General features: G+C 73.5%; 13 protein-coding genes. 3 read left to right on the top strand and 10 right to left on the bottom strand.

Annotated features, from left to right (window positions below):
- The first annotated feature begins 124 nt into the window (after positions 1-124).
- The 3 genes from AB0Q96_RS20620 (at position 125) to AB0Q96_RS20610 (ending at position 4,642) form a co-directional block, all read left to right on the top strand.
- Positions 125-1,804, top strand: a complete 1,680-nt coding sequence (locus AB0Q96_RS20620; protein WP_365327388.1) for an FAD-dependent monooxygenase — start codon at positions 125-127, stop codon at positions 1,802-1,804.
- Between the two features lie 145 nt (positions 1,805-1,949).
- Complete coding sequence (locus AB0Q96_RS20615; protein ID WP_365327386.1) at positions 1,950-2,438, top strand: MarR family winged helix-turn-helix transcriptional regulator; 489 nt, start codon at positions 1,950-1,952, stop codon at positions 2,436-2,438.
- A gap of 122 nt (positions 2,439-2,560) precedes the next feature.
- The gene (locus tag AB0Q96_RS20610) at positions 2,561-4,642 is read left to right on the top strand and encodes an MMPL family transporter (protein ID WP_365327384.1); all 2,082 of its coding nucleotides are present in this window, start codon (positions 2,561-2,563) and stop codon (positions 4,640-4,642) included.
- Positions 4,643-4,696: 54 nt separating this feature from the next.
- On the opposite strand, the gene AB0Q96_RS20605 is transcribed toward AB0Q96_RS20610, so the two are convergent.
- The 10 genes from AB0Q96_RS20605 to AB0Q96_RS20560 all read right to left on the bottom strand — a co-directional run bounded on the left by AB0Q96_RS20605 (position 4,697) and on the right by AB0Q96_RS20560 (position 14,219).
- Positions 4,697-5,953: an extracellular solute-binding protein gene (locus tag AB0Q96_RS20605; protein ID WP_365327382.1), complete on the bottom strand. Its 1,257-nt coding sequence runs from the start codon at positions 5,951-5,953 to the stop codon at positions 4,697-4,699.
- Positions 5,954-6,151: 198 nt separating this feature from the next.
- On the bottom strand, positions 6,152-7,522 hold the full coding sequence (locus AB0Q96_RS20600) for a hypothetical protein (RefSeq protein WP_365327380.1): 1,371 nt from the start codon (positions 7,520-7,522) through the stop codon (positions 6,152-6,154).
- A gap of 107 nt (positions 7,523-7,629) precedes the next feature.
- A complete protein-coding gene (locus AB0Q96_RS20595; RefSeq protein ID WP_365327378.1) occupies positions 7,630-8,214 on the bottom strand; it encodes an MOSC domain-containing protein in 585 nt (194 codons plus the stop codon).
- An 8-nt stretch (positions 8,215-8,222) separates the two neighbouring features.
- Positions 8,223-8,456 carry an acyl carrier protein gene (locus AB0Q96_RS20590; RefSeq protein WP_365327376.1) on the bottom strand — a complete coding sequence of 78 codons (234 nt, stop codon included), beginning with the start codon at positions 8,454-8,456 and terminating at the stop codon, positions 8,223-8,225.
- Position 8,457: 1 nt separating this feature from the next.
- Positions 8,458-9,486: a nitronate monooxygenase gene (locus AB0Q96_RS20585; RefSeq protein WP_365327374.1), complete on the bottom strand. Its 1,029-nt coding sequence runs from the start codon at positions 9,484-9,486 to the stop codon at positions 8,458-8,460.
- Complete coding sequence (locus tag AB0Q96_RS20580) at positions 9,483-10,379, bottom strand: hypothetical protein (RefSeq protein ID WP_365327372.1); 897 nt, start codon at positions 10,377-10,379, stop codon at positions 9,483-9,485. Before AB0Q96_RS20580 ends, AB0Q96_RS20585 begins: the two co-directional genes overlap by 4 nt.
- Before the next feature lie 16 nt (positions 10,380-10,395).
- A complete protein-coding gene (locus AB0Q96_RS20575) occupies positions 10,396-11,232 on the bottom strand; it encodes a diiron oxygenase (RefSeq protein ID WP_365327695.1) in 837 nt (278 codons plus the stop codon).
- An 89-nt stretch (positions 11,233-11,321) separates the two neighbouring features.
- Positions 11,322-12,278, bottom strand: a complete 957-nt coding sequence (locus AB0Q96_RS20570; RefSeq protein WP_365327370.1) for an inositol monophosphatase family protein — start codon at positions 12,276-12,278, stop codon at positions 11,322-11,324.
- The gene (locus AB0Q96_RS20565; RefSeq protein ID WP_365327368.1) at positions 12,275-13,585 is read right to left on the bottom strand and encodes an aspartate aminotransferase family protein; all 1,311 of its coding nucleotides are present in this window, start codon (positions 13,583-13,585) and stop codon (positions 12,275-12,277) included. Before AB0Q96_RS20565 ends, AB0Q96_RS20570 begins: the two co-directional genes overlap by 4 nt.
- Before the next feature lie 106 nt (positions 13,586-13,691).
- Positions 13,692-14,219, bottom strand: coding sequence for a hypothetical protein (locus tag AB0Q96_RS20560; protein WP_365327366.1), 528 nt, complete (start codon positions 14,217-14,219; stop codon positions 13,692-13,694).
- Between the last annotated feature and the right edge of the window lie 102 nt (positions 14,220-14,321).

The raw sequence follows: 14,321 nt of genomic DNA, 5'->3' as shown, positions 1-14,321 counted from the left end.
CCACGGGGCACCTGAGTGAACCGCGCGTTCATTCAGGTGCCCCGGACACGCGATCGGGCCCGTAGCGGGCATGAATCTGCAGTCCACCCCTGGCTTGCGTCGCAGGCGACGCTGGAGGCGATCAATGAACCGAATCGAAAAGGCCGGCGACGTCGGTCACCGCACGCCCGTCCTCATCGTCGGCGGCTCGCTGGTGGGCCTGGCCACCTCGCTGTTCCTGGGGCGTCTCGGCGTGCCGCACACCCTGGTCGAACGCCACCGGGGCACCTCGTTCCACCCGCGGGGACGCGGCAACAACGTGCGCACGATGGAGCTGTTCCGCAGCGCCGGTGTCGAGCGAGGGATCCGTGAGGCCGCGGCCGTCCTGGCCCGGAACAACGGCATCCTGCAGACGCCGAGCCTGGTGGGCGAGGCCGGCGAGTGGCTGTTCAGGGAGATCGACCCCGGCGGCGGGGTCGCCCGGTTCAGCCCCTCCGGCTGGTGCCTGTGCAGCCAGAACGACCTCGAACCGGTGCTCCTGGAGCGGGCGCGCGAGCTCGGCGGCGACCTGCGGTACTCCACCGAGCTGATGTCGTTCGAGCAGGACGCCGAGGGGGTGACCGCCCAGGTCAAGAGCCGTGACACGGGCGAGCACCAGACGATCCGCGCGGACTACCTCGTCGCGGCGGACGGCCCGCGCAGCCCCGTCCGCGAACGGCTCGGCATCGGGCACAACGGCCCCGGCGACCTCTTCCACAACGTGAGCGTCACCTTCGTGTCCCGGGGCCTCGCGGAGGTCGTCGGCGACCGGCACTTCGTCGTCTGCTACCTGACGGACCCGGAGGCCGACGGGGCGCTGCTGCCGGTGGACAACCAGGAGCGGTGGGTGTTCCACGCGCCCTGGCACCCCGAGAAAGGCGAGTCCGAGGAGGCGTTCACCGACGAGCGCTGCCGGGAGCACATCCGGCGGGCCGTGGGGGTGCCGGACCTCGACGTGGAGATCACCGGCAGGGCGCCCTGGCACGCGGCCGAACGGGTCGCCGAACGGTACGCGGACGGCCGGGTGTTCCTCGCCGGTGACTCGGCCCACGAGATGTCGCCCACCGGCGCGTTCGGCTCCAACACCGGCATCCAGGACGCGCACAACCTGGCCTGGAAGCTGGCCGCCGTCCTGGGCGGCTGGGCCGGCCCCGGCCTGCTGGACAGCTACGACGCGGAACGCCGGCCCGTCGCGGAGGCGACGAGCTCCCGCGCCTCTAAGCGTTCGGTCGAGCACAGCCACCCCGGCTACGCGCCCTCCGCCGAAGCCGCCGGCGCCGCCGGTGGCGGTGGTGGCGCCGGCGGCAGGAAGGGCGGGATCCTCAACGTGGCGCTGGGCTACCGCTACCCCCAGGGCGCGGTCCAGGGCGCCGACCGGGAGCTGCCGGTCGTCCCTGACGGGCTGCGGCTGACGGGCGAGCCCGGCAGCCGGGCGCCCCACCTGTGGCTGCGCCGTGCCGGTGACCGGGTCTCCTCCCTCGACCTGTACGAGCGGTCGATGGTGCTCCTGAGCGGCGCGGACGGCGCCGGGGGGTGGCACACCGCGGCGCGGCGCGTCGCCGAGCGGCTCTCCGTACCCGTCGACGCGTACCGCGTCGGCACCGGACCCGACGCGGAACTGTCCCCGGAGGGCGAGACGGACTGGGCGGAGCTCCACGGCGTGACCGGGGACGGCGCGGTCCTCGTCCGCCCCGACGGGTTCGTCGCCTGGCGGTCCGAAGCGGCGGTCGCGGATCCCGAGGAGGCGCTGCGGCAGGTCCTCACGACGGTCCTCGACCGGGACTGACCGGCTCCCTCCTCCCCACCCCGAAGCCCGGCCGGCCGGGGCGCCCAGACCCATGGGGCCGCCCCGGCCGGCCGGCGTCACGACCGGCCGGATTCACGGCCGGGCCGGTTCCGTGGTCCGACCGGTGTCCGCATAGGCTTGTCGCGTGGGTGACGCGCAGACGGAGACGATCGTGACGGACGACAGCGGCACGGCCGATCTGCAGCGGTTCGCGGTCACCCTGCGGCGGACGATCGGCGAGATGAACCGCCTGGTCCACGGGTTCGCCGTCAACGAGGGCCTGCACCCCACCGACGTCCACGCGCTGGCGTTCGTGCTCGACCACCCGGACACGGCCACCCCCGGACTCCTCAGGGAGCACCTGGGGCTCACGTCGGGCGCGGTCACCGCGTGCCTCGACCGCCTGGAGAAGGCCGGACACATCCGGCGCAGCCGGGCCGAGGAGGACCGCAGGGTGGTGCGCATCCACTACGCCCCGGGAGCCCGCGCCTCGGCGAGGGCCCACTTCCTGCCGCTGGCCCAGGCCGCGGGCCGGGCGCGCGAGCGGTTCAGCGGGGACGAACTCGCCGTCGTCCTGCGGTACCTGGACGCCCTGAACGAGGAGCTCGGCGCGTTGCGCGCCCCGCGACGCTGAGCGACGGCGGCCTCGTCTCCCCGTCGGGCGGGGTGCTGGTCCACGGATCCCCGGAGGTCCCGTGGTTCAATATCTCTCGATCATCGAGATAGTTCATCATCGAGAGATTGTGGGGCCTCTCCATGTCCACACCCGCGCGCTGGGCGAGCAGGCTGCTGCCCCTGCTGGTGCTCGTCGTCTGGCTCGCCGTCGGAGGAGGGCTCGGCCCCTACGCGGGCAAGCTCGGCGAGGTGGCCACCAACGACCAGGCGGCCTTCCTGCCCCGCAGCGCCGAGTCGACCCGAGTCCTCCGGGCCCAGGAGGCGTTCCGCCAGGAGGAGACCCTTCCCGCCCTGGTCGTCTGGACCGCCGAGGGCGGCGGCAGGGTCGACCCGTCCGCACGGGCCGCCGCCACCCGGGCACTGGCCTCCCTCACCGGCACCGAAGGCGTGGTCGGCGCCCCCTCCCCGGCCTTCCCCTCCGAGGACGGCGAGGCCCTGCGCGGCGTCGTCCAGCTCCGCCCCGACCTCGGCGACGGGCTGCCCGACGTCCTGGCGAAGGTCGACGCGGCGGCGTCCGCCGTACCGGGCACCGAAACGTGGCTGGGCGGCCCCGCCGCGACCCGGGCCGATCTCCGCGACGCGTTCGCGGGCATCGACGGCCTCCTGCTGGTCGTCGCCCTCGTCGCCGTCCTCGTGATCCTGCTCCTGGTCTACCGGAGCGTCCTGCTCCCGGTGCTGATCATCCTCGGCGCCGTGTTCGCGCTCGGCCTGGCCTGCGCCGTCGTCTACGTCCTCGCCGACCACGGCGTCGTCCGGGTCGACGGCCAGGTCCAGGGCATCCTGTCCATCCTGGTCATCGGCGCCGCCACCGACTACGCCCTGCTCCTCGCCGCCCGCTACCGCGAGGAACTGGGCGCACGCGACGGCGATCGGGTCCCCGCCATGCGCGCCGCCCTCAAGCAGTCCCTCGGCCCGATCGTGGCCAGCGCCGCCACGGTCGCGCTCGGCCTGCTGGCCCTGCTCTTCAGCGACCTCACCAACAACCGCGCCCTCGGCCCCGTCGGCGCCATCGGCATCGCGTGCGCCGTCCTGAGCGCGGTGACCTTCCTCCCCGCCGCTCTCGTCCTGCTCGGACGCGCCGCCTACTGGCCGGCCCGCCCCCGCACGACCGCCGGAGCGGACGGCGAGGCGGCGCACCCCGCCTGGCGCAAGGTCGCGGCGCTCGTCGACCGCGCCCCGCGCAAGGTCTGGGCCGCGTCCCTCGCGGCCCTCCTCGCCTGCGCCGCGTTCTCCTTCACGCTCGACTCCAAGGGCGTCCCGCTCGACGAGATCTTCGTCAACGACGCGCCCTCCGTCACCGCCCAGGAGCGCCTGGGCCGGCACTTCCCCGGCGGCGCCGGGAACCCCGCCGTCGTCATCGCCGACGCGGACGCCGCGCAGCCGGTGCGCACGGCCGCCGAAGGCGTCGACGGCGTCGCCTCGGCCACCCTCTTCGCCGTCCCCGGCACCTCCCGGCCGCTCGTCGCCGACGGGCGCGTCCGGATCGACGTGACCCTCGCGGACGCCGCCGACTCCGACGCCGCCAAGAGGACCGTCGCCGCGCTGCGCACCGCCCTGCACGCGGTTCCCGGGGCCGACGCCCTCGTCGGCGGCACGACGGCCCAGCAGTACGACACCCAGGTCACGGCCGAACGGGACCGGCGGCTCATCGTCCCCGTCGTGCTGGCGATCATCCTGGTGATCCTGGTCGGACTCCTGCGCTCGCTGCTGCTGCCCGTGCTCCTGGTGGCGACCGTCGCGCTCAACTTCCTCGCGACGCTGGGCGTCTCCGCCCTCGTCTTCGAGCACGTCCTCGGCTTCACCGGCACCGACCCGGCGGTCCCGCTGTACGGGTTCGTCTTCCTGGTGGCCCTCGGCGTCGACTACAACATCTTCCTCATGTCGAGGGTGCGCGAGGAGACCGAGCTGCACGGCACCCGCGAGGGCCTGCGCCGGGGCCTGGTCGCCACGGGCGGGGTCATCACCTCGGCCGGCGTCGTCCTCGCCGCGACCTTCGCGGCACTGGGCGTGATCCCGCTGGCCTTCCTCGTCCAGATCGCCTTCATCGTCGCCTTCGGCGTCCTGCTCGACACCCTGGTCGTCAGGTCGCTCCTGGTGCCGGCCCTCGTCCGGGACATCGGCCCCGCGGTCTGGTGGCCGGGCGCCCTGCGGCACCGGCCCTGACCCGCGGCCGGCCGGGACCCCGTCGGCGCACCCGGCCGCCGCCGGTCCCGGCCGTCACCGCTGCTGCGCCGCGTCCCGGACCTGGTCGGCGATGCCCTCCAGTACCGCCTTCGGGTCGGCGGACGGCGCGACGGCCTTGCCGATGTTCCGCTTGATGGCGTCGCTGGCCCGCAGCCAGGAGGGATCGTCGACCGGGTAGAGCCGGGCCGTGCGCAGTGCGGTCAGGAACTGCTCGGCACCGGGGTCCGTCGCGGCGTCCCGGGACGACTGGGTCGCGGACACCGTCGAGGGCAGCAGGTGGTAGCGCCCGGCGAACTCGTTGAGGTTCTTGTCCTCGTAGACGAAGTCCAGGAAGGAGCCCACCAGTTCGCGGTTGCCGTCGTGCTTGAAGGCCATCATCCAGTCGGCGACCCCCACCGACGGCGGTGCCTCCCCGCCGCTCAGCGCGTCCGACACCGGCATGGTCAGCGTGCCGACCCGCATCCCCTTCGCCCGCGCCTCGTGCAGCAGCGACGGATAGCCGTTGACCATGCCGACGTCGCCCCGCAGGAAGGCGTCGAAGGCGTCCTGCCGGTCGAGCCGGCCGGGCGGTACCGGGCCGGTGAGCTTCGGCTCGACCAGGTTGTCCCTGATCCACCGGAACGTCTGCGTGTTCTGCGCGGACGCGATGCTGTAGCCGCCGGTGTTGTCGGTGTACCCGCCGCCGTTGCTCAGTTCCCAGATCAGGGCCTCGGCGTGCGCCTCCTCGGGACCGAGCGGCAGGGCGTACGGGAAGCGCACGCCCTCCCTCTTCAGCGCCTCGGCCGAGTTCTTCAGGTCCGACCAGGTCTTCGGCGGTTCCGCTCCCGCCTTGTCGAACAGCTCCTTGTTGTAGAAGAGCAGGCGGCTGCTGGCCACGAAGGGCAGCCCGTACAGCGTGAAGTCGACCGAGCCCGCCTCCCGCAGCGGCGGAAGGAAGTTCGCCTCCGACCTGACCGACAGCACCTCGTCGGCGGAGTACAGCCGGTCCTGCGCGGCGAAGTCGGAGTACGCGCCCATCAGCGCCACGTCCGGGGCGTCGTCCTCCTTCACCATGCGCGTGACCTCGCGGTCGATGTCGGCCCAGGGGTAGAGCGTCACCTCGACCGTCTTCCCGGGGTGGGCGGCGGTGAAGGCGGCCGTCAGCTTGTCCCAGTACGCCTTGGAACTCGTCGCCGGCCTGTCGCCGTACTCGGGGACCACCAGGCGCAGCGTCGTCCCCTCGCCGCCGGCCGAGCCGCAGGCGGTGGCGAGGGAACCGAGGAGTCCGAATGCGGCCAGGGAGGCGGTCATGCCGGAGAATCGTGGTCGCACGGATCGTTCCTTTGAATCTTTTTGGACAGTGCGTCCGGAATCCTCTCCCGGGTCAGGGGTAAATCGCGCCCCCTACCGGTGGGTTGTGGGCATAGATCCAAGCGGGCGCGTTCCGCGTCGTGTCTTCCGATGGACCGGCGCCGACGCGGACGCGCGTAGACCGGATCCCGCCCGCCCTCAGCCGGTGACCGCCTCCGGATCGTCGAGTTCGTGCAGGCCCGCCGGGTCCTCGTCGGTGAGCACCTCGCCCGTCGCGGTGACCGCACGCTGGGCGTGACCCCGGTGGACGCACAGGAGCTGGTCGCGGGTGCCGGTCCGGTCGCGGTGGACGGCGAGCGCGGGTCCGTACTTGCTGCTGTGGTCCGGCAGCTCGGCGTCCGCGCTCCACCGGGTCCCGTCGTAGGAGGACCACCGCAGCCGCTGGCGGGCGGGGTCGCGGTGCACGCAGACCAGCCGGCCGTCGAAGACCGCCAGGCCGATGTTGCTCCGGGTGCGGTGCCCCGGGATCGGCCCCTCCGAGATCCAGGCGGTGTCGCGCCGACGGCTCCAGTGGATCGCGCCGTCCTTGGGGTTGCCGTGGAGCAGGTGCAGGGCGTCGTCGTACACGACGAGCGCCGGGGACCTCGTGGTGGCGCAGCCGGGCACGGCTTCGGGGGCGGTCCAGGCGCGACCGTCCCGGCTGCTGGTGATCATGATCCGCTGGTCGGCCGCCGCGTACGCGAGGTGCAGGGCGCCCTGGAAGACGGCCAGCGCCGGGCCGTAGACGCTCTCGGCACGCGGGACGGGCAGGTCCGGGCCCCAGCTCTCGCCGTCGAACGCGGTGAGCGCCATGCCCCAGGCGCCCGAGCCGCCCCGGTGCGCGCAGTACAGCCGGTCCTCGTACACGGCCAGGGCCGGGCTGCCCAGGGTGTGGTGGGACGGGAAGGGCCGGTCGTCGGACCAGCCGCCGTCCGCGCGGTGCGCCGTCCACCACAGGTCGGGGTCGTCCCCCCGGCCCTGGTAGACGCAGTACAGGTCCTCGCGGAAGACGGCCAGGGCGGGGGTCTCGGAGGCGTACCGTGCCGAGAACGGGTGCTCGGCCCCCCAGCCCGCGCCCGGTTCGAACACGCCGAACCACAGGCCGGTCTCGCGCGGCGGCGCGTCGAGCGCCATCGGGGCGAGCAGCGTGGGCGCGGCCCACGGCGAGCGCAGCTCGCACCCGGCGCCCCGGGCGGTCGCCCCGATCCGTTCGGCGCGCCCGGCCAGTCGGGCGCCGACGGCCTCCGCGAGCCCCTCGGGCAGCACGCCGGCGAGCACGTCCCGGATCAGCCCGGGGAACCCGTCGTCGGACCCGGCGCCGCCGGAGTGCGCGAGCCGGTCGACGGCCCGCTGGTCGAGCCGGAGGGCGAAGCCCCACTCCAGCGTGCGGACGGAGACGCTCGCCCCCGCCTCGGCGAGCGCCTTGGCGGCGCGTTCCGCGCGTACCGCGGCCTCGGGCGACGGGCCCTCCCCGCCGAGGTCCGGAACCGTACCGTTCTTCCGCCCGGGGGCGGTGCCTTCGATCGCCATGCTGTCTTCCTGCCTGCAGGGCCGGGAGCCGGCCGGCCGGCCGGCCGCGCGACGCGGGGGCGGGCCGTCCGGGTCCCCGGACACGGACGTGTGCGGACCGTTCTCCGTCAGCGGGTACGGGGAGTGGGCGAGGGCGGTCGGGCCTCTCCGGCGGCCGCCGGGGTGGGCGAGGCCGGGCGCGCGTCGTGCGTCAGCGGCCGGATCCGGTCGCCCGCCCTGATCGTGCCGCCGTGGACCACCTCGGCCCGCAGCCCGCCGCGATGCAGCAGCGCGCGGATCAGGCCGGGGCGGACCAGCTGTTCCAGGCGGGCGCAGGGCTCGCTGAGCTTGAGTCCGCGCAGGACCACCGTCCCGATCCGGAACTCCCGGTCCACCAGCGGAGCGAGCCGGATGTCGCGGCAGACCAGGTTGCGGCGGCACTCGGCGGGGGTGAGCGTGATGCCGTGCTCGTGCACCAGGGCGTCGAGGACCTCGGCCTCGATGAGGGTCACGTCGCAGACGCCGGAGGCCCGCCCGGCCCCCCGACGGCGGGGGCGGGGACCCTCGCCCGCCCAGTAGTTGCGGTCCCCGACCAGGCCGCGGCCGGTCACCGCGCCGGCCCGCGCGACGGGGAAGGTCGGCTCGCCGGGGAGCGCGGCGAGGTGCAGGGAGACGACCCGGCCGGGGCCGGGCGACGGGGAGGGCTGCGCCACGGGCGGCTTCACCCCTTCAGGAAGTGGTCCGTGAGGGAACGGAGGGTACGGAACTGGTCCACGTCGATCTGCTCCAGGCTCAGCTCCCGGCCGATCAGGTCCTCCAGCAGCAGGACGAACTCCATGAAGCCGAGCGAGTCGATCAGTCTGCTCTCGATCAGGTCGAAGTCGTCCGGGATGTCCCCGACATCGGGGTTGCGCTTGCGCAGCCAGTCCACGATCGGCTGGGTGGCGTCGGCCATGTCATCTCTCCTGGGTCCGGTGCGGCGCCGGCGGCGTGCGGGGGTGCGGGCCGGTGGGGAGGGCGCGGGCGGTCTCGTACTCCCGGCGGATGCGGGCGACGGTGACGCCGGCCGGGTGCGCGGCGGTGACCCGGGCGCAGGACCGGCCGCAGTACATGGCCATCTCCTCGACGCGCCCGGTCGTGGTGGCTCCCGGGGCCGCCGCGCTGTAGCGCGGCACCGGGTACGCCCGGTCGTCCACCCGGGTGGTGGCGATGAACGCGGCCCGGCCGCGCTCCGCTCCCGTGGTCAGGGAGTTGCGCAGGACGCGGTGCGGGCGGTCGGGCCAGCCGATGTCGAAGAGGGAGGTGACGAGGGTGTCCTCGGCGACGGCCTCGACGACCCGCCGCTTGAACCTCGGGTGCGCGGTGGATTCCGCGACCGGGACGAACACGGTCCCGGCCAAGGCGCCGTCCGCGCCGCGGGCCACCGCGTCGGCGAGGTCCGCGCCGGTGGCGATCCCGCCGGCGACGGCGAGCACGGCATCCGGGTGGCGGTCCCGCACGGCGGCCAGCAGGGAGCCCACCGGCTGCCCGCCGAGCAGGTGCCCGCCAGCCTCGGTGCCCTGGAGGACCAGGACGGACACCCCCAGGGCCAGGGCGGCGTCGGCGTCGTCGGGGGTGCCGACCTGGACCACCAGGGGACGGCCGGCGGCCCGTACGGCATGGACCGCGTCGGCGGCGGGGAGCCCGAAGGAGGTGACGAAGCCGTTGCCGGGCAGGACGGGCAGGACGGCCCGGAGCTGCGCCAGGCAGCGGTCCGGCCCGCTGACCTCGGGGACGACGTTCACCCCGAACGGGCGACCACCGGCGACGGCGGCGACCTCCCGGACGAGCCGGGCGGCCCGCTCGGGAGCCTCCTTGTACAGGGCGAGGGTGCCGCCGGCCCCGGCCAGGGACACCTCGGCGCACAGGGCGGGGCCGGCGACGGCGCCCATACCGGCCTGCAGCAAGGGGAGTTCGAGGCCGAGCAGGGCGGCGAGCCGGGTCATGGGCGTGCCCCCGCCCGCCGTACCGCGCGGTGCGCGGCGGCCAGGTCGCCCTCGAACAGGTCGCCCAGGGCGTGCACCCAGCGCTCCAGGCCGAAGGCGACACAGCCGGTGTACGCCGGGCGGCCGGCGTGGTCGATGCCGCGGCGCTCGCCGAAGAAGTTGCGGTGGTTGTTGGTGGAGGCCAGGGCGGTGCCGTCGGTGTGCAGGTACTCCTCCTTGACGGGGGCGAGCAGCTGCATGACGGTCCGGGCGCCGTCCTTCTGGAAGAACGGGTCGGTGGCGGGCTGCCGGTCCAGGGAGAGGCCGAGGGAGCCTCCGAAGGCGAGGATCCGTTCCCGGTGCCGGTCGAGATGGGCCCGCACGGCTTCGGCGGAGCCGACGCACACGAGCTCCCGCATGGTGAAGCCCCAGAGCCTGCGCAGCCCGTCGTGGTGGTCCTCGTTGCGGAAGCACTGCGCGACGGTGCTGATCAGGACGGGACGGTCGCCGCTGCTGCCGGTGAGGTCGACGAAGCAGCCGTAGCAGGCCGCGGAGGGCAGCAGATGGGTGGCGTCGGCGAGGTCGGCGGCGGGCAGCGCGGTGGCGCCTGAGGTCCCTGAGGTCCCTGCGGTCCCGGCCGGGGCCTCGGCCTCGGCCGGGTGGGCGGCGTAGGCGGCCCGTCGGTCGGGGCGGATCCGGGTGACCGGGCTGCCCAGGTGCGGGAAGTTGCGAAAGTAGTCGAGCGTGCGCAGGTCGTCGGCCCGCAGCAGCGGGGGATAGCTCCGCTGCCGTGCCCCGGCCTCGGCGCCCCAGCGGGTGAACACCGCGTCCAGCGCGTTCCTCAGCACGACGGCCGGTTCGTCGAGGGTGACGAGCCCGTCCCGGACCGACCAGCCGGGCCCGGTGGACGTCACGGTCACACGGTCGGTGTCAGGCATCGAACACCCCGATCCGGCGGAGGAACCCGGTCGTCTTCTGGAGGACCCTGGCGTCGGCGGCCCGGCGCCCGGGGTGGTCGAGGAGCCGCTCGCGCAGGGCGAAGCCGCCGGGGACGCCCGCGTCGCGGTAGGCGGCCGGGTTGTAGAAGGACCCGGTACTGACGGCGAGATAGCGGGTGAGGTAGTCGCGCAGGTCCTCCCGGGCCGCCTCGTCGAGGCCGTCGCGGAGCAGGCGGTTCCACAGCAGCCGCACCAGGCGCCGGCCGAAGGCGATGTGCCGGGACTCGTCCTGGTGGTGCAGCCGGTTGATGTGCCGGATGGTCGGGTGCAGCCGGGCGTCGGCGGCGAGGTGGACGTTGTAGTGGTCGACGATCTGCTCGAAGACCAGGATGCGGGCGAAGACGAGGAAGTTCTCGACGGCCGGGTCGCGCGGGGCCTCGGGCAGCCTGACCGACTTGTCGGGGTAGATCTTGCCGGCGTACCTGAGGCAGAAGGTGGCGAAGAACCACATGTGGTCGTTCTCCTCACCGACGAAGTGGTGGAAGAACTCGGAGGGCAGCTCGAAGCCGGGCGTGTGGATGCGCCGGGTGACCTCGATCAGCAGCTCGCGGATGCCGTGCACGTTGAGGCTGTAGAAGTTGACGCTCTCCCACCTGCTGAGGTCCCTCAGCTGCGCGGGGCTCAGCTCGTCCATGAGCTCGGTGCCGTGGACGGAGAGCAGCTCGGGGGACATCCACAGCTCGTCGGCGGGGAGGGAGGACGGCCAGTCGAAGGTCGTGAACGGGTTGTAGTAGTCCGCCGTGGCCTTGTCGGAGAGCCGGTCGAGCAGCGCCCTGAACTCGGCGTCGTCGTCGAGGCCGGCGGCCTGGCCGGCGCCGGGCGCCGTACCGGACGGGGTGTGCCGGGGGACCACGCGCGTCACCCCTTCCATCGGATCGACGCCAGCAGGGCCCGGTGCAGCTCCGGGGTGGAAGCGGCCACGCAGGACCGCTGGTTGGCGACGTCCACGTCGGTCAGGACGGTGTCGCCGAGCGACTGCCCGTACCCGTCGGTGATGACCGCCCCGGCCCGCTCGGCGAGGAAGACGGCCGCCGCGATGTCGTACGGGAAGAGGTGCAGGACCCGCCCGTTGCCGACGCGCTCGAACTCGGCCAGCAGCGCCGGATCGTCGCGCAGCAGCCGGTTGCCGATGTCCACGTAGGCGTCGAGCTGCCCGGTGAGCAGCCGGGAGATCGACCAGGTGGCGCTGTTGAAGACGAAGACCCCGCCGGTGTTGGCCGAGCGGTCGACGAGGTGGCCGTACGCCTCGGTCATCAGCCGGGCCGGGTGGCCGTTGAACTCCAGGGACCAGAACATCCGCGCCGGGTCGGTGGTGCGGGTCAGCGCCGGGACGGGGTGGTCGTAGCCGTGCGCGGTGATCCCGGGCGTCGCGAGGTCCCCGTACAGGTAGGCGCCCGTGCCCAGCTCCATCAGCAGCGCGTGCTCGACGTCGGCGATGCGCGGGCGCTCCGACATCCGGGCGACGGCGACGGAGACGGTGGCCGATTCCAGGCCGGCGACGGCGGGCCGGGTGCCGTCGATCGGGTCGACGACCAGCAGGTGCGCCGGGTCCGTGCCGTGGTATCGCAGCCCGCGGTCCTCGGAGTAGACGGCGACGGGCAGATCATGGCCGGCGATGTACTTCCAGACCGCCGCCTCGGCGACCTCGTCGAGCCCGAACTGGGCGTCCCCGCCCGGCGAGAGGCCCCGCACCAGCCGGCTGCCGTCCCGGTGCTGGGCGCCGAGCACCGCCTCGCGGACCGCTCCCGCGAGACCGGTCACGTATCCGCGCAGGTCCCGGCCGCGCGGTCGCCCGTCCTGCGCGGGGGCGGTCACGCGGCGGCCTCGGCGGCGAAGAGCGCGTCGAGCCGGTCGCAGAGCAGATCGGCCTCCGCGCGCGTCAGGATCAGCGGCGGCCGGATCTTGATCACGTTGCCACGGCCGTAGCGGGAGGTGCGCAGGACCAGGCCGTGGTCCATACCGAGCCGGGCCAGGGCCTGGGCCCGTTCGCTGTGCGGGCGCCCCTCGGCGTCACCGATCTCGATCCCGATCATCAGGCCGAGACCGCGCACGTCCACGACGGCGGGGTGCCGGGCGGCCAGCGCGCGCAGCCGGTCCATGATGTGCGCCCCGACCTCCCGGACGTTCTCCAGGAACCCGGGACGCCCGATCACGTCGAGGGTGACGACCGCGGCCGCGGCGGCGAGGACGTTGCCGCCGTACGTGAACGAGTGGTGGTCGCTGCTCAGTCCGGACATCCGCTCGTCGGCGACGATGGCCGCGACCTGCGCGCCGGAGCCGCCCAGGCCCTTGGCGGTGGTCAGGATGTCGGGCCGGACCCCGTAGTGCTCGGCGGCGAACATCCGCCCGACCCGGCCGATACCGGTCTGGATCTCGTCGAAGATCAGCGCGATGCCCCGTTCGTCGCACAGGGCACGCAGGGCGGGCAGATAGCCGTCGGGGGGCACGATGTTGCCGCCGCTGCCCGAGACCGGTTCGACGACGACGCAGGCGACGCTTCCGGAACTCGCGTGATCGAGGAAGTCGTTGATGCGTTCGACGCACAGCATGCCGCAGCTGTCGGGTCCCGCCTGCCGGTAGAAGCAGCGCAGGCAGTACGGGTCGGGGACCTGGAGCACGCCCGGCATCAGGTGCGGGAAGGGCGCCTTGCGGAACGACTCGCCCGACATGGTGGTCGTCATCATGGTCTGGCCGTGATGGCTGCGGAACAGGGTGACGACGTCGCGGCGGCCGGTGGCGAGCTGCGCCATCTTGACGGCGCCCTCGTTGGCCGTGGAGCCGCCGGACACCTTGAGGTGCACCTTCGTCAGGTTCGACGGGGTGACCTCGACCAGCCGCCGGACCAGCTCGTTGACCGGGGCGGTCTGGAAGGTCGAGGTGGTGTGCACCAGCCGTTCGGCCTGGTCGCGCATGGCCTTGACCACTTCGGGATGCCCGTAGCCGAGGCTCAGGTTGAAGGTGCCGGACGCGCAGTCGAGGTACTCGTTGCCCTCGGTGTCGTACAGGTGGACGCCCTCCCCGTGCTCCATCTGGTACGCGGTGACCGGGTAGTACAGATGGTTCTGTACGTAGCTCAGGGCATCGCCGCGGACCTCGCTGCGGGCACGTATCAGGTCTGCCATGTGACTCCTGTCGACTTCCGTCCCGCGGACATGACCGGACGGCGGATGGCGGAATTGCCGGGCGGCGGAACAGTGGGCTCCCCGATTCCCTCCGGGGAGCCGGAATTCACACGTCCAGGACGAAGGTGAAAGAGGCGTCCCAGCCCTCGGGTGTCTCCCGCACATCCATGAGGCATTCCGGCCGGAAATACTTGTCGAGGTGGTTCCGGCGCTCGCCAGGGAAATACAGCATCGTCGTCAGCACGATGCCGCCGGGCGGCTGCACCTTCACGTGGACGTGCCGGGTGCGGCCCGGGTACATGGCCGGCAGGACGGTCTCCAGCCGCCACCGCCCCTCGGCGTCCGCGAACTGGTGGCCGCGCAGCCGGAAGCCCTCGTCGTCGTACACCCCCTCCGCCCCGACCTGCCAGAAGTCGAGCAGGGTCCCCCCGATCGGCTTGCCCTCGGGAGTGCGCACCGAGCCGTGCAGCACCATCGGGGCGCCCCCTTCCGCAGCGTCCCGGAAGCTGGTCCGCAGGGGGGTGTCGGGCTTGTAGTACGGCCCTTCCCGCAAGGCGGGCGTGGGCGGGGTCCCGTTGCAGCGAACCGTCGGAGTGAGCGTCCTCAGGGCGGAATCCGGGATTTCGTTCGTCACGGCGGAATTCTCCTTCGTCAAAGGATCATCTTTCGTTTCGACCAAGGAAGAGTAACCAGCTTCTCCGTCGCTGAGAAGAAGGCGTCGCGTTGCTTCCCCGCC

Origin of the sequence: Streptomyces sp. NPDC093111 (genome assembly GCF_040683955.1) — a bacterium.
Classification (GTDB): domain Bacteria; phylum Actinomycetota; class Actinomycetes; order Streptomycetales; family Streptomycetaceae; genus Streptomyces.
The sequence above is the reverse complement of the archived record's forward strand: the minus strand, read 5'-3'. Positions and strand labels throughout refer to the sequence as shown.